Below are 24,035 nucleotides of genomic sequence, written 5' to 3' on the forward strand. Positions count from 1 at the left end.
GGCGCGTCAGAGCGGGCGATAGGCGCCGGTGACGGGATCGCGACGAAGCGTCTTGATCTCGCCGGCGTGCGCGGCTTCCGCCATGCGCGACAGCCGCGCCTCTTCCAGCTCGTGATTGATCCTTTGTGCGGTCTTATAGGCCCAGCGGACCATGGCAAGCCCGCCCAGCACACCCGCAACGGCGACAAACGGCGGCATCGGTCGTTCCTTCATCCTCGTGAGGACAGCCACCCCCGGCGCAATATTCGCTGATCCGGGTTCCCCAGGCAATTGGGATTGCTGGGACGAAATGGCGCGGATCAACGCTATTTACAGCCCGAATCTGGCCCAGATCGCCCTGGTCTCCACCGCCGAGATCAATTCCTCGGCAAGCCCAGCCCAGCCGCCGAAGGACCCGCCCAGGCTACCGGCCCCGGGCGCGCGGCGACCGAGCAGGCCGCCCAGCATGCCGCTCGCAGGCATCACCACCGGTGTCACCACCTCCTCGCCGAACCGGGTGCGCAAGGTCGAGCGCAGATCGCCGACCGCATCCGCAAGCCCGAGTCCGATCGCGCTGTCGCCGGCCCAATATTCACCGGTGAACAGCACATCGTCGGCCCCCTTGAGGCGGACGCCCCGGCTCTCCTTGACCAGCGAGATGAACAGCGCGTGGATCTCGCGCTGGATCTTCTTCAGCCGCGCCACATCGTCAGGGTTTTCGGGGAGGAAGGGATCGAGCATCGCCTTGTGCTCGCCCGCGGTATAGAGCCGGCGCTCGATGCCGATCTTCTTGATCAGCTCCTGCAGCCCGAACGAACCGCCGACCACCCCGATCGAGCCCAGGATGGAGGACGGATCGCAGAAGATCTCGTCGCCGGCGCAGGCGATCATGTAGCCGCCGGACGCAGCAACGTCCTCAACGAATACGAGCACCGGCAGCTTCTTCTCGGCGGCCAGCTGGCGGATGCGCAGATAGATCTGGCGCGATTGCACCGGGGAGCCGCCGGGCGAATTGATCACGAGCGCCACCGCCTTGGCGTTGCGCATCGAGAACGCACGCTCCAGCATCTTGGCGACGCCGGCCAGCGTCAATCCCGGGCGCAGCGGGGTCACCGCGCCAATCACGCCGGACAGGCGGACGACAGGGACGACCGGCGCCCCCCTCAGCCTTGCCGGCAGCATCGCCTTCCATCGCTCGAACAGGCTCGGCGTGCTGTCGGCTTGGGTCAAACTGTCCACCATCGACTTACCTCGAATTAACCATTTTTTATCCCGCCGCTGCCATCCAATCGGCCGGAACAAACGTTGGAATTGTGTGGTTAGCAGATGCAGGGGCGGCGGAGGAACACATGAAGATTTATTTGCTGATGCTGCTGCTCGGTAGCCTCCTGACCGCCATCCGCTTCACCGCGACTCCCGAGCGCCGCTCGGAAACGCTGCCGCAATAACGCTGATCCCGATCCAGCGTTCACGGACGGGCAAGCGGCAAAGTCCCCCGCCCCGCCATCACAGCCTCGACCACCTCACTTGCCGGCCCGCTTGGTGCGTTCAGTGCAATCCCCTCCAGAAGCACGAGCGGGGCACGTCCCCCTTTGACGGCCCGGACCAGGATCCGGATCGCAGGCTTTCCCGCCTCGCCATGAACCGGCAGCAATGCCAGGCTGCCGAAGCCGCGCGACAGCGCCGATAAGACCTCGCCCAGCCCGTCTGCCCGCCAGATCAAGGTGAGCGCACCGCCTGATTTCAGGATCCGCCGCGCCGCGTGCACCCAGGCCTCCAACGTGCTGGGTCCGGCCATATGCGCCGTGGCACGCGCAGCAGCAGGCGACGGCCGATGCCGGCCGGCGTCATTGAACGGCGGATTCATCAGGACGACGTCGGCGCTGTCAGGCGCAAGCCCGGCAGCCGCGAAGGCACTCGCCTCGCTTGTCACATCGAGCACGACGACATCGGCGGACAGCGCATTCGCTGCGGCATTATGGCGCGCGATCTCAGCGAGATCCGGATCGAGCTCGACCAGCGTCAGCCTGAGCCCGTCGACGCGCACGGCTACCGCCAGGCCCGCGGCGCCCACGCCCGCGCCGAGATCGATCACGCGGTCACCGGGACGCGCAGCAACCGCCGCCGCGAGCAGGATCGCATCATGGCCGCAGCGGTGGCCTGAGATCGGCTGGCGCAGCCGCAACCGGCCGCCGAGAATAGCATCGTCTGAAAAAGCGGCCGCCTCATTCATCGGGGCGCAGCTCATGCGCGAGACCGGCCTCGGTGAGCAGCCGCCGCGCCTGCAGATTGTCGTCCTCGTGCACCAGGATACGCCGCGGCAGGATGCCGAGCGAGCCCTCGATGACGCTCATGTTCTGGTCGAGCACCAGATGATCGATATTGGCGCCCTGGAGCAGCGCCTCGATTGCCGAGACCAATACAATGTCGTTGGTTCGAACCAATTCCCGCAAGCGTAAGGCCTCCGTGTCCGGCGCGATCAAGGTTCCGTGTCAAGCCTTGCCGCGTTGCGCCGCAGTTTCTATGGTGCGGCCGTATCCCTTCGGCCCTGACGTTCGTATGAGCGCTCGCTGCCATATGATACGAATACCGGAGCCGGAATACCAGTTTAGCAGGAGCGGAGACCAGCGTGGCGGTGATTGTACCTTTCGAAAGCCCATCGAACGCTTCGATCGACGGGCTGGTCGCGCTGGTTGCCGCCGACATGGAACGGGTCAACGCCACGATTCTGTCCCGCACCGGGTCGGACGTGACGATGATCCCGGAGGTCGCCAACCATCTGATCTCCTCCGGCGGTAAGAGGCTGCGGCCAATGCTGACGCTCGCCATGGCCAACCTCGCCGGCTACAGCGGCGACGGCCATATCAAGCTGGCTGCAGCGGTCGAGTTCATGCACACGGCGACGCTGCTGCACGACGACGTGGTCGACGAGAGCGAGATGCGCCGCGGCAAATTGTCCGCCCGGATGCTGTGGGGCAATGAGGCGAGCGTGCTGGTCGGCGATTTCCTGCTGGGACAGGCGTTCCGCATGATGGTCGAGGTCGGCTCGCTGCGCGCGCTCGACATTCTCTCTGCGGCTGCCGCCACCATCGCCGAAGGCGAGGTGATGCAGCTTGCCGCCGCCAAGAACACGGCGACCACGGAGGACGAATATCTTGCTGTCATCCGCGGCAAGACCGCAGAATTGTTCGCGGCCGCTTGCGAGGTCGGGCCCGTGCTCGCCAACCGGCCCAAGGCCGAGCAGACCGCCTGCCGCTCGGTCGGCATGAATCTCGGTATCGCCTTCCAGCTCGTCGACGACGTGCTCGACTATGGCGGCAAGTCGGCCAAGCTCGGCAAGAACATCGGCGACGATTTCCGTGAGGGCAAGATCACCCTGCCGGTCGTGCTGGCCTTCCGCCGCGGCAGCGACTCTGAGCGCGCGTTCTGGATCAAGGCCCTGGAGCGCGGCGAGATCAGCGACCACGATCTCGACCATGCGATCGGGCTGATGAACAAGCACCGCGCGCTCGAGGACACGATCAGCCGTGCCCAGCACTACGGCGCCATGGCGGTCGATGCGCTGGCGCTGTTTCCGGCCTCGCCGATGAAGACCGCGCTGGAGCAGGTCGTGGCATTCTGCCTCGCCCGCTCGCATTAGCTCGACATAAACAAGCCGTCATGCCCCGCGCAGGCGGGGCATCCAGTACGCCGCGCACTCACGATGTGACATCGCCGTCTCTGCAATACTGGATCGTCTGCTTTCGCGGACGATGACAGCTTACTGAAAACTAGGCTGTAATCGGACGAGGGAAGCACGATGACTTGCAGCAGCTTCAGTCTGTTCCTGGCAGCTGCCCTTCTCATCGCCGCCGTGCCCGGCCCCGGAATCCTGTACGTCGCGGCCAGAACACTCGCAGGCGGACGCGCCGCAGGCATGGCCTCGACGTTCGGCACTGCGTTCGGGGGCTTGGTCCATGTCGTCGCTGGCAGCGTCGGTATTTCGGCGCTTCTGCTCGCCAGTGCGCAGCTGTTCACGGCGGTCAAGCTCGCAGGCGCGCTCTACCTGATCTGGATCGGATGGCAGAGCTTCCGCTCGACGTCATCTCCCAAAAAGATGCCTGAAACTGCGCCCGATGCCCGACGCGCGTTCCGCCAAGGCATCCTTGTCGAGGCATTGAATCCGAAGACGGCGGCGTTCTTCCTCGCTTTCATCCCACAATTCATCGACCCAACCTCGATGCATCCAGGCGAGCAGTTCGTGTTGCTGGGATCGATCTCGGTGGCGCTCAACACGTTGGCCGACGCGACCGTCGTGATCATGGCGTCCACTGTCCGCAGAAATCTGACGCAAAGACCGGGTCTGCTCCGTCGCCTCCATCAGGGCTCGGGATTGTTCATGATGGGGCTGGGCGTTTCACTTGCGCTGGCGCGCCGTCCCGCGGCGTCCTAAAGCGCGATGAGATTAGAACGAATCGTCATAGCGCTTTAGGTTATTGTTTGAGCATGATCTTTTCGGAAAACCGCTTCGCACTTTTCCGGATCATGCTCTAACTCAGCGTCCCCGCATACACCCACCATTCGGGGTGATCGGTGCCGATCCGTCGGCCGGCGGCCTGCGCCTCTGTCGTGCTGCCGAAGATGGCAAAGCAGGTCGCGCCAGAGCCTGACATGCGCGCCAGCAGCGCGCCTGGGCAGGTGCCGAGCGTCGATAGCACGTCGGCAATGACAGGCTGCACTTTGAGTGCGGGCTTCTCAAGATCGTTCGGCACCTGCTCAAGCGCGCGGACCCAATCGGCCGTCGACGCCCCCGCCACGGGCCAAGCCGGCGCCCGAATGACATCGGTGACACCGACCCGCAGGTCGCCCGGCCTCAAGCCCAGTGCCTGGAACACATCCTTGGTCGCCACCGGCATGCGCGGATTGACCATCACGCAAGGCAGCGCGGGGAGGTCCAGCGGCAACAGCTTCTCGCCGACCCCGGTCATGTCGCAGGCTTGCGAGGCCAGGCACACCGGCACGTCCGCGCCGGTCTTCAGGGCCACGGCGACGAGGCGTGGATCCTCGAGCGCAAGGCCGTTCAGGCGTGCGAGCAGCCGCAAGGCGGCAGCAGCATCCGCCGAACCGCCGCCGATGCCGGCGGCCACCGGCAGCACCTTGTTCAGCGTGAACGCGCCGAACTTGAGCCCCGGCACGGCCTCCGAGAGGAGCCGCGCCGCTTTCAACACCAGATTGTCGGTGGTCTCACCGCAGGCTCCCGCGAGCGGCCCGGTGGTGGCGAGCGTCAATTCCGGGCCAGGCTCCAGGCGCAGCTGATCGGCACAATCGGCAAAGGCCACGATGCTTTCGAGGTCATGATAGCCGTCGGCCCGACGGCCGACCACGCGCAAGGTCAGATTGACCTTGGCGCGGGCCTGATCGCTGAGCGCGTTTGTCGCGCACGCTGCGCTGGTCGCCGACATCGGCGGAAGCCCCCAGGAAAATCAGGAAAGATCGCCGACTAGCCGCCCTTGTCGTCCTCTTTCTTCTTGTCGGCCGAGGCATCCTTGTCGGCAGAGGCCGCAGCCGGCGCCGGATCATCGGTCAAGCCGTTCTGGATCTTGGCCTCGATCTTCGGCAGATCGTCCGGCTCCGGCTTGAGATCACGCGCGTGCGCCCACTGGAACTTGGCTTCCAGCTTACGGCCGACACGCCAATAGGCATCGCCGAGATGGTCGTTGATGGTCGGATCTTCCGGCTTCAGGTCGATGGCGCGTTCGAGGTTCTTCACCGACTCCTCGTAATTGCCGAGGCGATAATAGGCCCAGCCGAGCGAGTCGACGATGTAGCCGTCGTCGGGCCGCTGCTCGACGGCGCGCTTGATCATCTTCATGCCCTCGTCGAGATTGGTACCCTGGTCGATCCAGGAATAGCCGAGATAGTTGAGGACATGCGGCTGATCCGGCTGCAGCTCGAGCGCCTTGCGCATGTCGGCTTCAGCCTTGGGCCACTGCTTGGACCGCTCCTCGCAGATGCCGCGATAGTAATAATAGATGCTGTTGGCCTTGTCGTTGTTGGGCGGCAGCGAGTCGATCCCGAGCGAATAGGTCTCGGCGCAGTCGGCGAATTTCTTGCGTCCGCGCTCGATATTGCCGAGCGCCATGATCGCTTCCAGATCCTTCGAATCCTGCGCGATCACCTCCTTGAGGATCTTGATCGCGTCGTCACCGCGATCGGCCGAATCGAGATCGGTCGCGAGCTGGATCTGCGCATTGCGCTTCAACGGCGACGACGCCGGCACCCGCTCATAGACCTTGATCGCCATCTGCGGCTTCTTCACGGTCTCGTAGAGATCGGCGAGCGACAACAGCGCCAGCGGATGGTTCGGCTGCAGATGCAGCGCGAGCTGCAGATAAACCAGCGCGAGGTCCTCGCCGCCGCGGCGGGTCAGGGTCGCGCCGATGCCATACAGCGCCTCGGCCGCACCGGCCTGCGGCGAATCGATCAGTGACGGCAGCTTCTTGCCTTCCTTGGTCTCGCGCAGGCCCTCCTGCACCAGCGGGTGCCGCGCGAGCTTCTTGTCGAAGGCCTCATAGATCGCGGTCGCAGACGCCGCGTCCTTGTTGCGCGACAGCCAATGCGCGTAGGCTTCGGTGATCCGCAGCATCGAATCGTCGAGCTTGTAGGCGCGCTCGAACCGCGCGCCGGCTTCCTTCTCCTTGCCGGCGAACTCGTAGATCATGCCGGCATGCAGATCCTTGAAGATCGGATACCATTCGGGACCGGCGAGCTTGTCGATCGTGGCCACCGCGGTCTTGGCATCGCCCGCACCCGCCGCAGCCCAGGCCGACAGCAGCGTCGCGACAAGATCGGTAATCGGACCGCGCACCGACTGATTGATGTTGCTCTGCGCGGCCGCATATTTCTTCTGCTTGATGTCCTGCACGCCGACCACGAGACGAGCGATCTTGTTGGACTTGTCGACCGTCAGGATGCGCTCGGCGAGCTTGACCGCCTCGTCGATGTCACCATCGGCCACCGACGAGATGAAGGCGCGGTCGAGCAGTTCGTTGTTCTTCGGATCGCTGCGCAGCGCGGAGCGGTAGAACGCGGCGGCGGAAGCGGCATCGCGCTCTACGCTGGCATGGCGCGCGGCCAGATAGCTGCCCGAGGTGGTGAGCGACTTCAGGTCGTGGCTGGTCGGGAACTGCGCGGCGTTATCGGTCGGACGGTCCGGCGTCTGCGCCGCGGCTGCAACCGGAAGCAGCAGAGCGGCAAGGGCGACGGCAGTCCAGCGATTGCAACGAGTTGATAACATCACGGTTCGCTCTGGTTGGTGGAAATGAAAAGGTCGTCGCAGACTCGACCCCAATCGGCGGCGCTTTCGAAGCGCCGACAATGCCGCGTTTGGCGGCCAATCGCAAGGATGGCCGGTCGCTTCAGTCGGACGGCCCCGTCGGACGGCCAAAAGGTGCTGCCTGAAACGCGTTCACTATGGCCGTATCGTGGCCGGGGCCTCTGGTTTCGGGCGACGGCTCACGCAATCGTGCACTACATCGCCTCGTAGTTCGGCCCGCCGCCGCCCTCCGGAGGAACCCAGGTGATGTTGCCGTTGGGGTCCTTGACGTCGCAGGTTTTGCAATGGACGCAGTTCTGGGCGTTGATGACGAAGCGCGGGCTCGCGCCGTCCTCCACCCATTCATAGACGCCGGCCGGGCAATAACGGCCGGACGGCCCCGCATAGACGTCATGCTCCGAGCTCTTCTGCAGGGCCATGTCGGCAACCTTCAGGTGCACCGGCTGGTCTTCCTCATGATTGGTGTTGGAGAGGAACACCGACGACAGGCGATCGAAGGTCAGCTTGCCGTCGGGCTTAGCCGCCGGGATCGGCTTATGCGCCCTGGCCGGATCGAGCGTGGCGCGATCGGGCTTGCCGTGCGACTGGGTGCCGAACAGCGAGAAGCCAAGGGTGTTGCACCACATGTCGATGCCGCCGAGCGCGACCCCCAGCACGGTACCAAACTTGGACCATAGCGGCTTGACGTTGCGGACCTTGTACAGGTCCTGGCCGACCGGAGAGCCGCGCCAGGCATTCTCGTATTCACCCAATTCGTCATTGGAGCGCCCGGCCGCGATTGCGGCGCTGACATGCTCGGCCGCCAGCATCGCGCTGCCCATCGCATTGTGCACGCCCTTGATGCGCGGCACGTTGACGAAGCCGGCCGCGCAGCCGATCAGCACACCGCCGGCGAAGGACAGCCGCGGCACCGACTGATAACCGCCTTCGGTGATCGCACGCGCACCATAAGCGAGCCGCTTGCCGCCTTCGAGCACGGCGCGGATCGAGGGATGCGTCTTGAAGCGCTGAAACTCCTCGAACGGCGACAGATACGGATCGCTGTAGTTCAGGTGCACGACGAAGCCGACGGCGACCAGATTGTCGTCATAATGATAGAGGAACGAGCCGCCGCCGGTCTTGCTGTCGAGCGGCCAGCCGAACGAATGCTGGATCAGGCCTTTCTGGTGCTTGGCCGGGTCGATCTGCCAGACTTCCTTCAGGCCGATGCCGAACTTCGCCGGCTCGCTGTTGCTGTCGAGCGCGAATTTCGCGATCAGCTGCTTCGACAGGCTGCCACGTGCGCCTTCCGCAAACAGCGTGTACTTACCGAGCAGCTCCATGCCGCGGGTGAAGGACGGCTTCGGCGAACCGTCCTTGGCAATGCCCATGTCGCCGGTGGCGATGCCGCGCACGGCGCCCTGCTCGTCATACAGCACTTCGGTGGCGGCAAAGCCCGGATAGATCTCGACCCCGAGCGCTTCGGCCTTGCGCGAAAGCCAGCGGCAGACATTGCCGAGCGAGCCGATGTAGCAATGATGGTTGTCCATCAGCGGCGGCATCATGAAGGCCGGCAGCGGGATCGCGCTGCTCTCGGTCATCCAGAAGAACTTGTCGACTTTGACTTGCGTCTTCAGCGGACAATCGTCGTCGCTGCGCCAGTCCGGAATCAGCCTGTCGAGTGCGGCCGGGTCGATCACGGCACCGGACAAGATGTGCGCGCCGACCTCGGAGCCTTTCTCAACGACCACGATGTTGAGGTCGGCATTGAGCTGCTTCAGCCGAATCGCCGCCGACAAGCCCGAGGGGCCTGCGCCGACGATGACGACGTCGAACTCCATGGATTCGCGCGGAGGTAATTCTTCGGTGCTCATGGTTTACGATCTCAGCCCTTTTGCGAGCGTTTCTTCCCTTGAAGTTCGGGTTGTTCGCCCTCTTGTTTCCGATTTTTCCCGGAAGAACAACCGCGGAAATGCATTCCGTCCTGGGTCAAGGCGGCGTAGAGTGGCATGGACCGACCATCGCCATGACACCCGAGCCCATCCCCGACATCAGGCAGCTGCTCGCCTTCTACGTGGAGGCCGGCGTCGACTGCGCGCTCGACGACGCCCCGGTCAACCGGCTGGCGGAACCGGAGCCTGCGCCTTTGGCCAGCGCTCCTGTAGCCCGTGAAGCACCGCCGCCGCAACCGTTCCGTGCAGCGCCCGCGATTATTCCGCCGCGCGCCGAGCCGCCGCCTCCGCCCGATGCCGCGATTGCCTCGGCGCGCGAAGCGGCGCGCACCGCGCCAAGCCTGGAGGCGCTCCGCGCCCTGCTCGAGACCTTCGACGGCTGTTCGCTGAAAAATACCGCCACACGGCTGGTGTTCGCCGACGGCAACCCGGAGGCCCGCATCATGTTCGTCGGCGAGGCGCCCGGCCGCGACGAGGACATTGAAGGGCTGCCCTTTGTCGGCCGTTCCGGCAAGCTGTTGGACCGCATGATCGGCGCGATCGGACTCGATCGCAGCAAGGCCTACATCGCCAACGTCATCCCCTGGCGCCCTCCGGGCAATCGCACGCCGACGCCGCAGGAGACCCAGATCTGCCTGCCGTTCATCCAACGGCAGATCGAACTGGTGGACCCGGACGTTCTGGTCACGCTCGGCAATCCTTCGACGCAAGCGCTGCTCGGCACCCGCGAGGGCATCATGCGCACCCGCGGCCGCTGGCTCGAATACGACACCGGCAGGCGGGTGATCCGCGCGATGGCGACCTTCCATCCGGCCTATCTGTTGCGCTCGCCGTCCTACAAGCGGCTGTCCTGGCAGGATCTGCGCGCGATCGCAAAGGTGCTTAGCAATTGATCCCTGTCATTCCGGGGGCGATGCGCAGCATCGAGGCCGGAATCTCGAGATTCCCCGATGCGCAATTGCGCATCTGAGGTCTGGTGCTTACGCGCCATCCCGGAATGACGGCAAGCTACTTCCCTTTCGGCCGCACGATCGCCCAGCCGATCCGCAGCAGCGGCTGCCGACCGTTGATCAGCCAATCAAACGAGCGCGGCACCTCGGGGACGATGCCCGGAAAACGCTGCGCGATCTCCGGCGGCGGCGTGCCGATGGTGTCCGCCGCACGCCAGACCACGACGCCACCGGTCTCGGCGAACTGCGCCGGCGTTTCCCACGGGGTCCGTTGCGGGGTTGCGTCCAGGAACAGATGCGGCCGGCTGCGACCGAGCGCGATCAGGCTCGCAAGCTCGGGATCACCGGCGACCGCGCGCAGCGGCTGATTGGTGCGGCGGGCAAAGCTCTCGACGAAAAACTGCGCGATCTGGCGCCTCGGCATCGCGGTATGCACTTCGCTGCCGCCGATCCAAGGCAGCACCATGGTCGCCCCAACCACGAGCACTGCGGGGGCCGCAATCGCGGCCGCCCAGACCGCGCGCAACAGCCGCTGCCGCCGCAGGCGAATGATATCGCCCGACGCGACCACCACGGCCAATCCTGACATCATCAAGGTGACGCCGGCGCCACTGATCACGGTATCGCGGCCGAACAGACCGGAGAGCAGGCTGAAGGCCAGCAGTGGTGCGAGCGCGAAGCAATAGACGAAGTCGCGTGCGAGCGGCGCAACCGGAGGCCGATAGATGATCGGCGCGTCGGTCTCATCGCGGCTGACCCGGTTCGAATTGAGTACGACCAGCAACAGGATGGCGGCCATCGCGAGCAACAGCCCGCCGAGCAGTGAGAGCCAGAGCTCGGCGCGCGCGCCGAGCTCTGCCAGCGCCGGCAATGCGGGCCAAATGGTGCTGTCGGCACGCAGCACGAAGATCAGATAGGGCAGCGCCAAGGCCAGCACGACCAGGAGCGCGAACAACGGATCAAAGGATGTCAGGACGCGCCGGCCTCGCCCGCTGGAGGCAGCAAAGCCAGCAATCAACAACAGCAGGCCGATGGCGGCCGACGTCGTCAGCAGCAACAGCCCGGCTTCGATCGACCAGGCAAACCAGGCGTTGCGCCGGTTCTGTCCGAGGATCTGCCACGTGTGCAGCAACAACAGCGCCCAGAGCGGCCGGGCCAGAATATCGGGACCGAATTCAAGGGTCGGTGCGCCGAATGCGGTCACCGTCATTGTCAGCAGCACCGCGAGGACGGCGTGCTGGCTGCCGACGATCGCGCGGGCCAGCAGAAAGATCGCCCAGAACGTCACTGCCGAGGAGAGCACGGCCAACAGGTGCACGCCGACCATGTGGTTGCCCACCGCGCGGTAGGCGATGTCGGCCAGCCAGAACGACAGCGGCGGTCCGAGGTCAGTACCGACCTGATATTCCCGGCCGAAGGCGAGCAACGTGGCGAGATCGCTCGGCGGGCTGCGGTAGAACAGGACTGCGACCGCGAGCCAAAGCACCGCCTGACAGAGCACCACGATCACCACGACCAGCCTCGGCCGGGCGCGGATCAGTTCGACGACCAGGGATGTGAAACGCATGAATAGCTGGATCGCTTGCGATCGTCTCTCATTCGGGTAATGCCGCTTGTCCGCTACCGGCAATCGATACCGCGCGGGCAAGGCGACCGACGATCCCTAGCGAGGAGTGACGCTTCGGACTGGTTGGCTGATCTAGCTCATAAGACGGTGGCGCCGCCGAGGCAATCGGGATCAGAGGCCGACCGAGATTTCCGACGTGACCACTGTCGTCTCAGCAAACAGATCAGGCTCTGGCATCACCGTCCAGGGCTGATGCTTCTGGCGCGCGGCCACTACAGGCGCGAACAGGCTGCGGTGATGAACGGACGGCCCGAGGCGGTCGAGCGCCGCCAAGTGCTCCGGCACCGCGTAACCCTTGTGCTGCTCGAAGCCGTAACCGGGGCAGTCCTGCGCCAGCGCGCACATCAGCCGGTCGCGCGTGACCTTGGCGACGATCGAGGCCGCCGCGATCGACATCACCAGGCCGTCGCCGCCGATCACCGCCTCGCAGTCGCAGGCCACGTCGATGCGGTCACGGCCATCGACGAAGACGTGCTTCGGCGGCTCCGGCAGCGCCCTGACCGCGCGCGAGAGCGCCCACAACGACGCCCGCAGGATGTTGTCACGATCGATTCGCTGAGGCGATGCAAAGGCCACGGCAAAGGCCGAGGTCTTGCAGATCTTCTCGAACAGCGCCTCGCGCTCCTCGGCTGTCAACCGCTTCGAATCGTCCAGCCCTTTGGGAATGCGCTTGGGGTCGAGCACCACAGCGGCCGCGACCACCGGACCTGCCAGCGGCCCACGTCCCGCCTCGTCGCAGCCCGCGACCGGCCAGATCCCCTGCTTCAACAGCGCGCGCTCGCGGCGGAAGCTCGGCGGCGCCACGGCGATGACGCCCTTGGCCGGCTTTGCCTCAGCGACGTCACGCGCCTTAGACGCGGCCTCGGAGCCGCTCTTTCCGGCTTTGGCAGGCGCGCCCGGCTTCTTGGCTTGATCCCGAATCATGGCCGGGATCGTGCTCAACGGATACCGCCAACGCAACCAGGAACTGCGCGCAATTCCCGCTATTCAACGCTCTTGCACTTCTCATTCGAGAGAGATGGTAGAGGCAGGCGGCTCAACGGCTTGCCCCTCTTTCCAATCACCGGGTAGTTCCTGCATTTTCGACCGCAACCGCCAGATGCAGATAGTCTCCTGTGACAGGCGGTAGATTACTATCCCGGCATCACTTCGCACTGCAAGCGCGCACGACCTACCGCGGCCGTTTCAACACAGATGCTCCGAAATGCTCAAAAGAGGCTGAGTTGCTGACCGCCGCCTTTCGGCCGGACGAAATGATCCGTCGTCAGCTTCGCGCGGCGCTTGTTCAGCCCCAGCTTCTCGCAGGCGATCTCGAAGCGGCGTCCGATCATCCAAGCCATCGGCCCTGTCCCCTTCATCCGGGTGCCCCATTGCGAGTCGTAATCACGGCCGCCGCGCATATCGCGGATCAGCGTGAAGACATGGCGATAGCGGTCGGGGTAATGTTCGAGCAGCCATTCCCGGAACAAGTCGCGGACCTCCAGTGGCAGCCGCAGCAGAACGTAGGCGGCTTCCTTGACGCCGGCATGGGCCGCCGCGTCGAGAATGCGCTCGATCTCGCTGTCGTTCAGCGCCGGGATCACCGGCGCCACCATCACCGTGGTCGGGATGCCGGCCTTGGACAGAAGCTGCAGCGCTTCCAATCGCTTCGATGGCGTCGAGGCCCGCGGCTCCATGGTCCGCGCCAGCTTCGGGTCCAAGGTCGTCACCGAGATCGCGACCTTGGCGAGATTTTTCTTGGCCATCCGCGCCAGGATGTCGGCGTCACGCACAACCAGCGCCGACTTGGTGACGATCCCGACGGGATGACCGACCCGCTCCAGCACCTCGAGGATGCCGCGCATGACCTTCCGCTCGCGCTCGATCGGCTGATACGGATCCGTGTTGGTGCCGATCGCGATCATCCGCGGCTCGTAGCCGGCCGCCGAAAGCTCCTTCTCCAGCAGCGCCGGAGCATCCGGCTTCACGAACAGTTTGGATTCGAAATCGAGCCCCGGCGACAGGCCGAGAAAGGCATGGGTCGGCCGCGCGAAGCAGTAGACGCAGCCGTGCTCACAGCCCCGATACGGATTGATCGATCGGTCGAAACCGATATCGGGCGAGTCGTTGCGGGTGATGACCTTGCGCGAGGTGTCGGTCGCGACCGTGGTCTTGAACGGCGGCAGGTCGTCCAGGCTCTGCCAGCCGTCGTCGAAGACGACCCGCGCCTCAGCCTCGTAACGGCCGCTGGCATTGGATTGTGCGCCCCGGCCCCGTCGCCGGCCGCGCTCGATGGCGACCGCAAGCTCGGGCAAATCGGCCGCAGCTTGGGACGCACCCGCCGGCTCGGAGGGCGCCTTGACCGGCGGGTGCTTGAGGGCATGTGAAGATGCTCGGCTCATGGGCCAAGACATAACACGACCTCCGAACAAATCAAGAACAAAACACAAACAAAGAACAAAAGATCGAAGCTCTGCGCCAGCGCAAGGCCGGCTATCACAATCCCGTTCTATCCTACCGTCACGATGGAACGAGGCGGTCCGCCGCCACTCTTTCCGTGTGCCACCCGAAACGGAAGAGGTCAGCGAGGTCTCATGCAAATCACCCCCACCGAGCAAAACATCCTGGCTGACGACCTCGACCTGCTCGACCGCTACTGGCGCGCGGCGAATTACCTGTCGGTCGGGCAGATCTATCTGTTGGACAATCCGCTGCTGCGCGAGCCGCTGCGGCCCGAACACATCAAGCCGCGCCTGCTCGGGCACTGGGGCACCACGCCCGGGCTCAACTTCATCTATGCGCATCTGAACCGGGCGATCCGCGCGCAGGACCTCAACGTCATCTATATCTGCGGCCCCGGCCATGGCGGGCCGGGCATGGTCGCCAACACCTATCTCGAAGGCACCTATAGCGAGATCTATCCGGACATCGCGCGCGATGCCGACGGCCTACGCAAGCTGTTCCGGCAGTTCTCCTTTCCCGGCGGCATTCCGAGCCATGCGGCGCCGGAGACGCCAGGCTCGATCCATGAGGGCGGCGAGCTCGGTTACGCGCTGGTTCATGCCTATGGCGCCGCGTTCGACAATCCCGACCTGATCGTCGCCTGCGTCGTCGGCGACGGCGAAGCCGAGACCGGACCGCTGGCAGCATCATGGCACTCCAACAAGTTCTTGAACCCGGCGCATGACGGCGCGGTGCTGCCGATCCTGCACCTCAACGGCTACAAGATCGCCAATCCGACCGTGCTCGGCCGCATGAGCGACACCGAGGTCCGCAAGCTGTTCGAAGGCTATGGTTATGAACCCTTGTTCGTCGAAGGCGACGAACCGAAGGCGATGCATCGGATGATGGCGGATGCGCTCGACGTCGCGCTCGCCAGCATCCGCTCGATCCAGCAGAGCGCGCGCCAGTCAGGCGCAGATGTGCATCGGCCGAAATGGCCCATGATCGTGCTGCGCAGCCCGAAGGGCTGGACCGGGCCGAAGGAGGTCGATGGGCTCAAGGTCGAAGGCTTCTGGCGCGCCCATCAGGTGCCGATTGCGGATCCGCGCGGCAAGGCCGAGCATCTCGCGCTGCTCGAATCCTGGATGAAGAGCTATCAGCCGGACAAGCTGTTCGACAGCGAGGGGCGGCTGGTGCCGGAGCTGCAGGCGTTGGCGCCGCGCGGACCGCGGCGCATGGGCGCCAATCCGCATGCCAATGGCGGGCTGCTCAAGCGCGAACTCAAACTGCCGGACTATCATGCGTTCGAAGTCAACGTCCCCTCACCCGGTCAGGTCGTGGCCGAAGCGACGCGCGAACTCGGCAAGCTCCTGCGCGACGTCGTCAAGCTGAATGCGGACGCTCGACACTTCCGCATCATGGGTCCGGACGAGACCGCCTCCAACCGGCTTGATGCGGTGTTCGATGCCACCGACCGGGTCTGGATGGAGGGCATCGAGCCCTACGACGTGCATCTCGCCCATGATGGCCGGGTGATGGAAGTCCTGAGCGAGCATCTCTGTCAGGGCTGGCTCGAGGGCTATCTGCTCACCGGACGCCACGGCTTGTTCTCCTGCTACGAGGCCTTCATCCACATCGTGGATTCCATGTTCAATCAGCATGCCAAATGGCTGAAGGTCTCGCGCCATCTGCCATGGCGCCGGCCGATCGCCTCGCTCAATTATCTGCTGACCTCGCATGTCTGGCGGCAGGATCATAATGGCTTCAGCCACCAGGACCCCGGCTTCGTCGATCTCGTCTCCAATAAGAAGGCCGACATCGTCCGCACCTACTTCCCACCGGATGCGAACACGCTGCTGTGGATCGCCGATCACTGCCTGCGCACCTATGACCGCATCAACGTGATCGTCGCCGGCAAGCAGCCCTCACCACAATGGCTGACCATGAAAGAGGCCGCGACGCATTGCGAGGCGGGCATCGGCATCTGGTCGTGGGCCGGTACCGAGCCCGCCGACCAGGAGCCCGATGTCGTGATGGGGTGCGCCGGCGACATCCCGACCTTGGAGACGCTCGCGGCCGTCGACCTGCTGCGCAAGGAGCTGCCGGATCTGAAGATCCGTGTCGTCAACGTCGTCGACCTCATGACCTTGCAGCCGAAGGACCAGCATCCGCACGGGCTCAGCGATCGCGACTTCGACAGCATGTTCACCACGACCAAGCCGGTGATCTTCGCCTATCACGGCTATCCGCATCTCATCCACCGGCTGACCTACAACCGCACCAACCATGCCGGCATGCATGTGCGCGGCTTCATCGAGGAAGGCACCACGACGACGCCGTTCGACATGGTGGTGCTGAACGAGCTCGACCGCTTCCATCTCGCCATCGAAGTCATCGAGCGCGTGCCGGGGCTTGCCGTCTCCGCCGCGCATGTGAAGCAGAAATTCCGTGACGCGCTGATCGAGCACACCCGTTACGTGCGCCAGCACGGTGAGGACATGCCGGAGATCCGCGACTGGGTGTGGCCGAACAGCGCCGACGGCCGCATGCCGCAGGACGCGGGAGAATGAGCTGGAGAGCGACTAATATGACAGCAGGATGAATGATCTAGCGCAACAGCCGGATCGTCTCGGTCGGTAAGAGTGGAGGCATCATTCCTCTGAAGCGATGCCGCCATGAAATCGCAGATCATCAAAGAGCTCGGCCAGGCCGGAATTCTGCTGCCGCAGCTGGTCGCGGACGGTCTTGCCGCCAACGACCGCATCAAGGTGCGCCTGAGCGCACTGCAGGCCGCGAGCCAGCACGCACAGGCCCCCGAACAAGCCCCGACGGATTTGTCGCCTGAAAGCCGCGCCGCAGGCATCGCATCGGCCGATCTCGCCGCGCTGATCAGCGGCGCGCATCGCACGACAAACGGACGCCTGGCCGCGCCAGGCCTTCCCAAGCTGATCAAGGACATCGAAGAGGACGCGCGCGCGATGATCCGCGCCGTGGCGGGCGGCCGGCCTGCCGAGGGCGACGCGGCCGAGAAGCGGCTCGCCGCCATTCGCAGCGCAGGACTCCTCGAGGCCGGCAACGATGTCGAATTCGCCCGGGTCGCACGGCTCACCAGCGCACAGGAAACCGCGGACAGCCTGCATCGGCTGGTGATGGATCTGCACAAGGCGCTGAACCGGATGGCCGCCGACTGCGCCGAGGAGGTGCTTGACGGCGCTCATGTCTATGGCCTCACTGACGCAGACCGTCCGACGGTTGCAGCCTTCATGCGCGGGCTCAACGCCACGCGCGCCCTGAAATTCGATCATCCGGGCCTCGACACCATGGCGACCCGCTCGGGCGATCGGCTGCTGATCCAGAATGATATCGGCACCACCGACGCCCATGTCATGGTGATCGCGGTCAAGGACAACGCGGTCACGGTGACCTACACCGACGTGCATCTGGTGCGGGCGAAATTCTTCATCCAGCTGTTCGATAGCTTTGCCGCGCATTGGAGCGGCCTCGACAGGCACAGCGCCGCCGGTCTCGGCGAGGAGAATGCCTTTTTCCTGGTGACCGGCCAATTCGAGGTTGACGGCGCGACAGCACGCGACGACTTCCTCGCCGCGCTTGGCGCGGCGCTGGTGTTCCTGATCGACTGGAACAAGGCGCGCAAGCTCTTGCGCAGCTGGGTCGCCAAGGATGACGCGACCCGCATTCTCGACTGGGCCGCCCGCCATCGCGTCGGCCATCGCGCCTTTCTCCAGCTCGGCGGCAATGAGCTGCTCGGCTCTGCTGTGCGCAACGCCGCTCCTAACCGGATCGGCTTCGGCGAGCGGCTGGACCAGGCGCTCGGCCGCAACGCAGCCGTCGATTTCTTGAAGGGCGCGCTGCGCGCCTCGACCGAGGGCCTCATGGCAGGACGCTCGGTGCGGCTGGTCCGCGATCAGATCGAGGCCGATCTGGTGCGTCATCTCGACCGTGCCGATAGCGGCCCGCTCGCGATCGTGATGCGCCAGCTCGGGCTTGCCCACGACGTCGCCGCCGCATTGGCGCGTCACCTCGCCGCGCTGCAAGCCGGGCGTCCCAGCGAAGGCAAGCTGCTCGCGGCGCGCGCCGGCCGGATCGAGCAGAAGGCGGATCGCATCGCGATCGAGGCCCGGCAGGAGGTGACCCGGCTCAACGCCAAGCCTGTGATCGAAGCGTTGGTCGATCGCGCTGAGGAGGCGATCGACGAACTGGAGCAAGCGGCCTTCATTGCCTCGCTGGCACCGGACCACATCGGCGGCAAACCGCTCGACGCGCTGTGCGAACTCTGCGCCGTCGCCATTGCCGCAATCGAGGCAGCGGCGAGCGGGCTGGCCGCTGCGGCCGAAGTGCCCGAGGGGCGCCAGGCCGATGCCGAGGATGCGCTGGCCGCCGTCGTCCGCCTGATGGATACCGAACACGCGGCAGATACCGGGGAGCGCGCGATCACCGCGCTGGTCTTCGCCGGCGGCTTCGACGTCGCGACGTCGTTATCGGTGCTGGAGCTGGCGCGCGCCATCGAGCGCGCGACCGATCGCCTCGCCGGCTTCGGTCATCTGCTGCATCAGCACATCATGACCGATCTCTCAGCGTAAGGACCTGCTCATGCCTATCGTCCGCATCGGCGGCATCGCAACCGAACAGCATTCGGCCGATATCATCGGCGCCAAGGCTGCCAATCTGGCACGAATGGCCGCGCTCGGCCTGCCCGTGCCGCCGGCGTTCGTGCTGCCGGTAGAGCTCTGCGCCGACATCATCGCCGGCAAAGCGCAGGCCGAACGGGAGCTGCGCGACGGATTGAAAGCCGGCATCACCTATCTTGAACAGGCGACAGGCAAGAGCTTCGGCGACCATCGCCGTCCCCTGCTCGTCTCGGTACGCTCCGGCGCTGCGCGCTCGATGCCGGGCATGCTCGACACCGTGCTCAATGTTGGCTGCACGTCGGCCGCAGTGCGTGGTCTGATCCGCGCCACCGGCCGACCGCGGCTCGCCTGGGACTGCCGCCGCCGCCTGATCGAAAGCTATTCGGAGACCGTGCTTGGCCTCGATCCGGCACCGCTGGCGGCCCGCGTGAGCGAGCTCATCGCGCGCGAAGAGGTCGCCACCGATCGCGAGCTCGACAGCGCGGCGATGGAGCAACTCGCGGCAGAGGAGCAGACGTTGGTTGAGATCGGCAGCGACGATTGGCTGGAGGATGCCGAAGCGCAGCTCGAGGCCGCCGCACGCGCGGTCTATCAGTCCTGGATGAGCGAGCGCGCACAGACCTATCGCAAGCTGCAGAACCTCGATCATCTGCGCGGCACGGCCGTGACGGTGCAGGCGATGGTGTTCGGCAATGGCGGCCTCGCCTCCGGTGCCGGCGTCGCCTTTTCCCGCGATCCCTCGACCGGCGCACCGCAGCCGATGGTCGATCTGGTGCTGGACGCCCAAGGCGAAGACGTCGTCTCCGGGCGCCGCACCCCCGACACCGAAGACACGATCGCGCGCGCCCTGCCCAAGCTCACCGCCGAACTCGGCACGGTGCTGAAGCAGCTCGAGCAGGCCTTCGGCGACGTCCAGGACGTCGAGTTCACGGTTGAGGACGGCAAGCTCTGGATCCTGCAGACGCGCGCCGCCAAGCGCACGCCGCGCGCGGCGCTGCGGATCGCGATCGATCTCGTGCACGAGGGCCTGATCGCGCCGCACGAGGCGCTGACGCGGCTCGCCGAGATCGACCTCGACGCCTTGGTCGAGACCCGGCTCGCCGGTGCCGGAGAGCCAGCCGCAACTGGCATCGGTGCCTCCGGCAGCATCGCAGCCGGCCGTGCCGCCTTCGACGCGGTCAGTGCGCAAAGGCTCGCCGCCGGAGGTGAGCCTGTCATCCTGATGCGGCCGGATACATCGACCGCCGATGTCGCGGGATTTGCGGTGGCCGCCGGCATCGTCACCTCGGTCGGCGCACGCACGTCGCACGCCGCATTGGTTGCCCGGCAGCTCGGTAGGCCCTGTATCGTCGGCTGCGAGGCGATGGAGGTCGAGCCCGAGGCCGACCGCGCGCGGCTCGGCGCAACCCAGATCGTCGGCGGCGACTGGGTCACCATCGAAGGTGATACCGGGCGGATCTATCTGGGTCGGCTTGAGATCGTCACCACCAGGCCGGAAGCCGAACTCGCGGAGGTCGCACGCTGGCGTAATGAGGATCAGGAGTCGACACTGACGCGGCAATCGGCGTGAGCCATCGCTCCGCATTTTTCGCGCCTGCCGCAAAATTCTGCAGCGCAGCGGGCTGTTTTGATTGTGACAAGGTGATAACAAGCCTCAACGGCGCTTGAACAACGATGCCAGCACCATGTTGAGTGTGATCATTCCGACGGAGGGGGTCGAGCAGCCTGCGGTCGCCACTCTGTCGGCGCTGGTCCCGGGCGCAGCGGCCGGGGTCATCAGCGAAGTCCTGCTGGTTGATCGTTCATCAGATCCCAGCGTGATGGAGCGGGTGGCCGACGTCGCCGGCTGCCATTTCCTGCAATTCGAAGGCTCTCACGCCGCCGCACTTGCTGCCGGCGCAGCCCAGGCCAAGGCACCCTGGCTGATGTTTTTGCCTGCAGGCGCCGTACTCGATCACGGCTGGATCGACGAGACCACGCAGTTCATCCAGAGCGTGGCAGCCTCGGGCCGGTCACGCGCCGGCGTCTTTCGCTATGCCCGCTCCCCCTATGCCGAGGTCAGCTTCCGCGACCGGCTGCAGGCGATCGCACGCGCGCTGATCGGGCCGCTCGGCGACCAGGGACTGTTGATCGCACGTGACCACTACCGGCAGCTCGGCGGTCACGCCCCGAATGCCCGGCGCGCCGAGACCCAACTGCTCCGTCAGCTCGGCCCTTCACGCACCATGCTGCGCAGCCGAATGGTCATGATCTGACACGCCAGATACTTGCCAAAGTCAATCAATTCATTGACAATGGCAAATATCGAGGTGCCCCATGCTCAATCCGCCATCCAACAGCCGGCCCTCCGAAGACCAAGTGTCCGCGGTGCGCGCGTTCAATCGGTTCTATACAAAGAAGCTCGGGGTGCTCGACCAGCATCTCCTGAACAGCCCGTTCTCGCTCTCCGAGGCGCGGGTGCTCTATGAGCTCGCCCAGCATGAGGGCATCTCCGCCAAGGAGATCGGCCTCACGCTCGGACTCGATCCCGGCTATCTCAGCCGCATCGTCCAGAGCTTCGATGAGCAAAGTCTGATCAGTCGCACACCACTGCCCTCCGACCGGAGGCAACAACAGCTCAGCCTGACCGCCAAGGGACGCCAAGCCTTCGCCAAGCTCGACCACAGCTCGCAGAGCGAGATCGCCGCGATGCTGCGCGGCCTCACCGGGCAGGATCGCGATCGGCTGATCGGGGCAATGGCAATGATCGAGGATATCCTGGAACCGGAGGCTCCATCGCGGCCGGCCTTCCTGCTGCGCAGCCATCGGCCCGGCGATATCGGCTGGGTGGTCTCCCGCCATGCCGCCGTCTACGCCGAGGAATATGGCTGGGACATCTCATTCGAAGCGCTGGCCGCGGAGATCACCGCGCAATTCCTCCGCAGGTTCGACCCCGAGCACGAGCATTGCTGGATCGCTGATATCGCGGGCGAACCGGTGGGTTCGATTTTCCTGGTCAAAGACAGCAACGAGGTCGCGAAGATTCGCCTGCTGCTGGTCGAGAAAAAAGCGCGCGGCCTCGGCGTCGGCCGCGCACTGGTCGAACAGTGCATCCGCTTCGCGCGCGAGAAGAACTACAAGAAGATCGCGCTATGGACGCAGAGCATCCTCGTTGCCGCGCGCGACATCTATCGCCGCGCGGGATTTGAGCTCGTGGCCGAAGAACCGCATCACTCGTTCGGCGTCGATCTCCTCGGCGAGACCTGGGAGCTGAAGCTGTAGTTGGGCTTAGGCCGTCGCGCCTTGCGCCTTTGGCCGGCGCAGATGCTCGTCGAGCCGCGGCATGATCTCGACGAAGTTGCAGGGACGCGTGCGATAGTCGAGCTGGGCGGCGAGAATGCCGTCCCAGGCGTCGCGGCAGGCCCCGGGCGAGCCGGGCAGACAGAAGATGTAGGTTGCGCCGGCGACGCCAGCAGTGGCGCGGCTCTGGATGGTCGAGGTGCCGATCTTGGCGTGGCTCAGCATGTGAAAGGCAATCGAGAAGCCGTCCATCCGCTTCTCGAACAAGGGCTCTACCGCCTCGGGCGTGACGTCGCGACCGGTGAAGCCTGTGCCGCCGGTGGTGATGACGACATCGACGGCGGGATCGGCGATCCAGCGCCTCACGACGGCACGGATCGCCTCGACATCATCGGTCACGATCTCGCGCGCGGCGAGCTTGTGGCCGGCCGCGGTCAAACGATCGCTCAATGTCGTCCCCGATTTGTCGTCGGCGAGCGAGCGCGTATCGGAGATCGTGAGCACCGCGATATTGAGCGGGATGAACTGCTTGGCTTCACCAGTCGACGACATCGCCACCTCTTTCATCGGGACCGGACGGAGGCGCGCATCACAACGAGCTTGCGCCGAACGTGTCGCAGGCCTTCACGGTACCTTGTTGGAACCCGGTCATGAACCAGCGCTTGCGCTGCGCGGCCGAACCGTGCGTGAACGAATCCGGCACCACGCGCCCCGTCGCCTCCCGTTGCAGGGTATCGTCGCCGATCGCCGAGGCGGTGGTGAGTGCGGAATCGATGTCGCCCTCTTCGAGATAGCCGGGCCGCTTCTTCAGTTCGCGATTGGCCCAGACGCCCGACAGGCAGTCCGCCTGCAGCTCGACCTTCACCTGCAGCGCATTGGACTCAGCCTTGCTGCCGGCCTGCTGCTGCAGCCGGGTCACGCGCGGCAGGACGCCGAGCAGATTCTGGATGTGATGGCCGGCTTCGTGCGCGATGATATAGGCTGCTGTGAACTTGCAGGCATTGCCTGAACAGCCGTGGAAGCGCGTCTCGACCTGGCGGAAGAAGTTGGTATCGAGAAAGATCTGGCGGTCCGGCGGACAATAGAACGGCCCCATCGCCGATTGCGCCATGCCGCAGCGTCCGCCATTGGTGGCGTTGCGAAACAGCACGACCTTCGGTCCGGTGTAGCTCTGGCCGCTGGCCTGGAAGATCTCGCTCCAGCGGTCGTCGATCTCGCCGAGAATCGCGGAGACCATGTCGCCCATCTCGTCCTTCGGCGCGCCGGTCTTGCCGGGCGAGCGACGATCAGCCTGATAGGTCTGCCCGCTGCGGCTGACCATCTCCGCGCCCCCGATCAGGATGCGCGGATCGATCCCGAACGCATAGCCGATCAGGCCGAGGACGATGATGGTGCCGATACCGAGCCCGCCGCCCCCCATCGGCAGACCCATACCACCCCCGCCCATTCCGCCTTCGTCGCGACGGTCGTCGATGTCGTCGCTGCGGCGAAAATCATCGTAACGCATGGCGGCCTTTCCTTGATCAATCGAGCACGGGCAAACGCGAGAACCTAACGCGGCAGACAGGTAGAATTTCCACTCCGTTAATCAATAACCCGGGCGGCAGATTTTGCCTAGCGCCGCCGAGAAATCATGCGGCGATTTGCGCCTGCGCCACGCACAAGCGCGGCGCAGCATCGGAAAAAGCGCTCACGAATCGCTGTCTTAGCAAACAGCGATCGGCCAAAACTGCCGCGCGACCCGCGCAGCCCGCATCTGATGAAACCGTGCGCAATGATGCGAAAAATTTTCCGGGTTAAGTCGATTTTTACTTTGCCCGATCAATGTAGCGCCAGTCGGTTGTTAGGTCCCGCGTCGCCGACAGCGTCGCCTGAGTCAGAGTT

At 65.1% G+C, this 24,035-nt stretch carries 20 protein-coding genes; 8 read left to right on the plus strand and 12 right to left on the minus strand.

Features of this window, described 5'->3' with window-relative positions:
* Nucleotides 1–6: 6 nt before the first annotated feature.
* The 4 genes from ACQR1W_RS32010 to ACQR1W_RS32025 all read right to left on the minus strand — a co-directional run bounded on the left by ACQR1W_RS32010 (nt 7) and on the right by ACQR1W_RS32025 (nt 2,432).
* Nucleotides 7–198 (minus strand): hypothetical protein, encoded by a 192-nt coding sequence (locus tag ACQR1W_RS32010; protein WP_008972979.1) that lies wholly within the window; start codon nt 196–198, stop codon nt 7–9.
* Nucleotides 199–309: 111 nt separating this feature from the next.
* Nucleotides 310–1,221: a S49 family peptidase gene (locus ACQR1W_RS32015; protein WP_434854511.1), complete on the minus strand. Its 912-nt coding sequence runs from the start codon at nt 1,219–1,221 to the stop codon at nt 310–312.
* A gap of 226 nt (nt 1,222–1,447) precedes the next feature.
* Nucleotides 1,448–2,212 (minus strand): tRNA1(Val) (adenine(37)-N6)-methyltransferase, encoded by a 765-nt coding sequence (locus tag ACQR1W_RS32020; protein WP_434854512.1) that lies wholly within the window; start codon nt 2,210–2,212, stop codon nt 1,448–1,450.
* On the minus strand, nt 2,205–2,432 hold the full coding sequence (locus ACQR1W_RS32025) for a DUF2007 domain-containing protein (RefSeq protein WP_008972982.1): 228 nt from the start codon (nt 2,430–2,432) through the stop codon (nt 2,205–2,207). The genes ACQR1W_RS32020 and ACQR1W_RS32025 overlap by 8 nt, the downstream gene beginning before the upstream one ends.
* 176 nt (nt 2,433–2,608) lie before the next feature.
* Here ACQR1W_RS32025 and ACQR1W_RS32030 point away from each other — a divergent pair, with 176 nt between their 5' ends.
* Together ACQR1W_RS32030 and ACQR1W_RS32035 are read left to right on the plus strand one after the other, a co-directional pair.
* Nucleotides 2,609–3,619, plus strand: a complete 1,011-nt coding sequence (locus ACQR1W_RS32030) for a polyprenyl synthetase family protein (RefSeq protein WP_008972983.1) — start codon at nt 2,609–2,611, stop codon at nt 3,617–3,619.
* Between the two features lie 159 nt (nt 3,620–3,778).
* Nucleotides 3,779–4,411, plus strand: coding sequence for a LysE family translocator (locus ACQR1W_RS32035; RefSeq protein WP_434854513.1), 633 nt, complete (start codon nt 3,779–3,781; stop codon nt 4,409–4,411).
* 97 nt (nt 4,412–4,508) lie between these two features.
* On the opposite strand, the gene ACQR1W_RS32040 is transcribed toward ACQR1W_RS32035, so the two are convergent.
* From ACQR1W_RS32040 to ACQR1W_RS32050, 3 genes are all read right to left on the minus strand, one after another.
* On the minus strand, nt 4,509–5,420 hold the full coding sequence (locus tag ACQR1W_RS32040; protein WP_434854514.1) for a 4-(cytidine 5'-diphospho)-2-C-methyl-D-erythritol kinase: 912 nt from the start codon (nt 5,418–5,420) through the stop codon (nt 4,509–4,511).
* A 38-nt stretch (nt 5,421–5,458) separates the two neighbouring features.
* Nucleotides 5,459–7,255, minus strand: coding sequence for a tetratricopeptide repeat protein (locus ACQR1W_RS32045; RefSeq protein WP_434854515.1), 1,797 nt, complete (start codon nt 7,253–7,255; stop codon nt 5,459–5,461).
* 233 nt (nt 7,256–7,488) lie between these two features.
* On the minus strand, nt 7,489–9,147 hold the full coding sequence (locus tag ACQR1W_RS32050; protein ID WP_434854516.1) for an electron transfer flavoprotein-ubiquinone oxidoreductase: 1,659 nt from the start codon (nt 9,145–9,147) through the stop codon (nt 7,489–7,491).
* A 152-nt stretch (nt 9,148–9,299) separates the two neighbouring features.
* On the opposite strand from ACQR1W_RS32050, the gene ACQR1W_RS32055 reads away from it, so the two are divergent.
* Nucleotides 9,300–10,118 (plus strand): uracil-DNA glycosylase, encoded by an 819-nt coding sequence (locus ACQR1W_RS32055; RefSeq protein ID WP_434854517.1) that lies wholly within the window; start codon nt 9,300–9,302, stop codon nt 10,116–10,118.
* Nucleotides 10,119–10,233: 115 nt separating this feature from the next.
* Here ACQR1W_RS32055 and ACQR1W_RS32060 read toward each other — a convergent pair whose 3' ends face one another.
* The 3 genes from ACQR1W_RS32060 to ACQR1W_RS32070 form a co-directional block, all read right to left on the minus strand.
* The gene (locus tag ACQR1W_RS32060; RefSeq protein WP_434854518.1) at nt 10,234–11,742 is read right to left on the minus strand and encodes a glycosyltransferase family 39 protein; all 1,509 of its coding nucleotides are present in this window, start codon (nt 11,740–11,742) and stop codon (nt 10,234–10,236) included.
* A gap of 171 nt (nt 11,743–11,913) precedes the next feature.
* On the minus strand, nt 11,914–12,726 hold the full coding sequence (locus ACQR1W_RS32065; protein ID WP_434854519.1) for a ribonuclease HII: 813 nt from the start codon (nt 12,724–12,726) through the stop codon (nt 11,914–11,916).
* A 284-nt stretch (nt 12,727–13,010) separates the two neighbouring features.
* Entirely contained in the window at nt 13,011–14,183 is a 1,173-nt protein-coding gene (locus tag ACQR1W_RS32070) for a PA0069 family radical SAM protein (protein WP_434854520.1), read from the minus strand.
* Between the two features lie 192 nt (nt 14,184–14,375).
* On the opposite strand from ACQR1W_RS32070, the gene ACQR1W_RS32075 reads away from it, so the two are divergent.
* From ACQR1W_RS32075 to ACQR1W_RS32095, 5 genes are all read left to right on the plus strand, one after another.
* A complete protein-coding gene (locus ACQR1W_RS32075; protein WP_434854521.1) occupies nt 14,376–16,793 on the plus strand; it encodes a phosphoketolase family protein in 2,418 nt (805 codons plus the stop codon).
* 105 nt (nt 16,794–16,898) lie between these two features.
* On the plus strand, nt 16,899–18,824 hold the full coding sequence (locus ACQR1W_RS32080) for a hypothetical protein (protein ID WP_434854522.1): 1,926 nt from the start codon (nt 16,899–16,901) through the stop codon (nt 18,822–18,824).
* Nucleotides 18,825–18,834: 10 nt separating this feature from the next.
* Nucleotides 18,835–20,442, plus strand: a complete 1,608-nt coding sequence (locus tag ACQR1W_RS32085; protein WP_434854523.1) for a PEP/pyruvate-binding domain-containing protein — start codon at nt 18,835–18,837, stop codon at nt 20,440–20,442.
* Between the two features lie 115 nt (nt 20,443–20,557).
* A complete protein-coding gene (locus ACQR1W_RS32090; RefSeq protein ID WP_434854524.1) occupies nt 20,558–21,127 on the plus strand; it encodes a glycosyl transferase in 570 nt (189 codons plus the stop codon).
* A 61-nt stretch (nt 21,128–21,188) separates the two neighbouring features.
* Nucleotides 21,189–22,133: a bifunctional helix-turn-helix transcriptional regulator/GNAT family N-acetyltransferase gene (locus ACQR1W_RS32095; protein WP_434854525.1), complete on the plus strand. Its 945-nt coding sequence runs from the start codon at nt 21,189–21,191 to the stop codon at nt 22,131–22,133.
* A gap of 6 nt (nt 22,134–22,139) precedes the next feature.
* Here ACQR1W_RS32095 and moaB read toward each other — a convergent pair whose 3' ends face one another.
* Together moaB and ypfJ are read right to left on the minus strand one after the other, a co-directional pair.
* Nucleotides 22,140–22,703, minus strand: coding sequence for a molybdenum cofactor biosynthesis protein B (gene moaB, locus ACQR1W_RS32100; protein WP_434854526.1), 564 nt, complete (start codon nt 22,701–22,703; stop codon nt 22,140–22,142).
* Between the two features lie 37 nt (nt 22,704–22,740).
* A complete protein-coding gene (gene ypfJ / locus ACQR1W_RS32105) occupies nt 22,741–23,658 on the minus strand; it encodes a KPN_02809 family neutral zinc metallopeptidase (RefSeq protein WP_434854527.1) in 918 nt (305 codons plus the stop codon).
* Nucleotides 23,659–24,035 lie beyond the last annotated feature (377 nt).

This window comes from Bradyrhizobium sp. HKCCYLS1011 (assembly GCF_051167795.1).
GTDB lineage: Bacteria > Pseudomonadota > Alphaproteobacteria > Rhizobiales > Xanthobacteraceae > Bradyrhizobium.

Bases quoted from the DNA above. Each gene is read 5' to 3' on its own strand.
- ACQR1W_RS32010 (WP_008972979.1), bottom strand. From the start codon at position 198: ATGCCGCCGTTTGTCGCCGTTGCGGGTGTGCTGGGCGGGCTTGCCATG.
- ACQR1W_RS32015 (WP_434854511.1), bottom strand. From the start codon at position 1,221: ATGGTGGACAGTTTGACCCAAGCCGACAGCACGCCGAGCCTGTTCGAG.
- ACQR1W_RS32020 (WP_434854512.1), bottom strand. From the start codon at position 2,212: ATGAATGAGGCGGCCGCTTTTTCAGACGATGCTATTCTCGGCGGCCGG.
- ACQR1W_RS32035 (WP_434854513.1), top strand. From the start codon at position 3,779: ATGACTTGCAGCAGCTTCAGTCTGTTCCTGGCAGCTGCCCTTCTCATC.
- ACQR1W_RS32040 (WP_434854514.1), bottom strand. From the start codon at position 5,420: ATGTCGGCGACCAGCGCAGCGTGCGCGACAAACGCGCTCAGCGATCAG.
- ACQR1W_RS32045 (WP_434854515.1), bottom strand. From the start codon at position 7,255: ATGTTATCAACTCGTTGCAATCGCTGGACTGCCGTCGCCCTTGCCGCT.
- ACQR1W_RS32050 (WP_434854516.1), bottom strand. From the start codon at position 9,147: ATGAGCACCGAAGAATTACCTCCGCGCGAATCCATGGAGTTCGACGTC.
- ACQR1W_RS32055 (WP_434854517.1), top strand. From the start codon at position 9,300: ATGACACCCGAGCCCATCCCCGACATCAGGCAGCTGCTCGCCTTCTAC.
- ACQR1W_RS32060 (WP_434854518.1), bottom strand. From the start codon at position 11,742: ATGCGTTTCACATCCCTGGTCGTCGAACTGATCCGCGCCCGGCCGAGG.
- ACQR1W_RS32065 (WP_434854519.1), bottom strand. From the start codon at position 12,726: ATGATTCGGGATCAAGCCAAGAAGCCGGGCGCGCCTGCCAAAGCCGGA.
- ACQR1W_RS32070 (WP_434854520.1), bottom strand. From the start codon at position 14,183: ATGAGCCGAGCATCTTCACATGCCCTCAAGCACCCGCCGGTCAAGGCG.
- ACQR1W_RS32075 (WP_434854521.1), top strand. From the start codon at position 14,376: ATGCAAATCACCCCCACCGAGCAAAACATCCTGGCTGACGACCTCGAC.
- ACQR1W_RS32080 (WP_434854522.1), top strand. From the start codon at position 16,899: ATGAAATCGCAGATCATCAAAGAGCTCGGCCAGGCCGGAATTCTGCTG.
- ACQR1W_RS32085 (WP_434854523.1), top strand. From the start codon at position 18,835: ATGCCTATCGTCCGCATCGGCGGCATCGCAACCGAACAGCATTCGGCC.
- ACQR1W_RS32090 (WP_434854524.1), top strand. From the start codon at position 20,558: ATGTTGAGTGTGATCATTCCGACGGAGGGGGTCGAGCAGCCTGCGGTC.
- ACQR1W_RS32095 (WP_434854525.1), top strand. From the start codon at position 21,189: ATGCTCAATCCGCCATCCAACAGCCGGCCCTCCGAAGACCAAGTGTCC.
- moaB (WP_434854526.1), bottom strand. From the start codon at position 22,703: ATGTCGTCGACTGGTGAAGCCAAGCAGTTCATCCCGCTCAATATCGCG.
- ypfJ (WP_434854527.1), bottom strand. From the start codon at position 23,658: ATGCGTTACGATGATTTTCGCCGCAGCGACGACATCGACGACCGTCGC.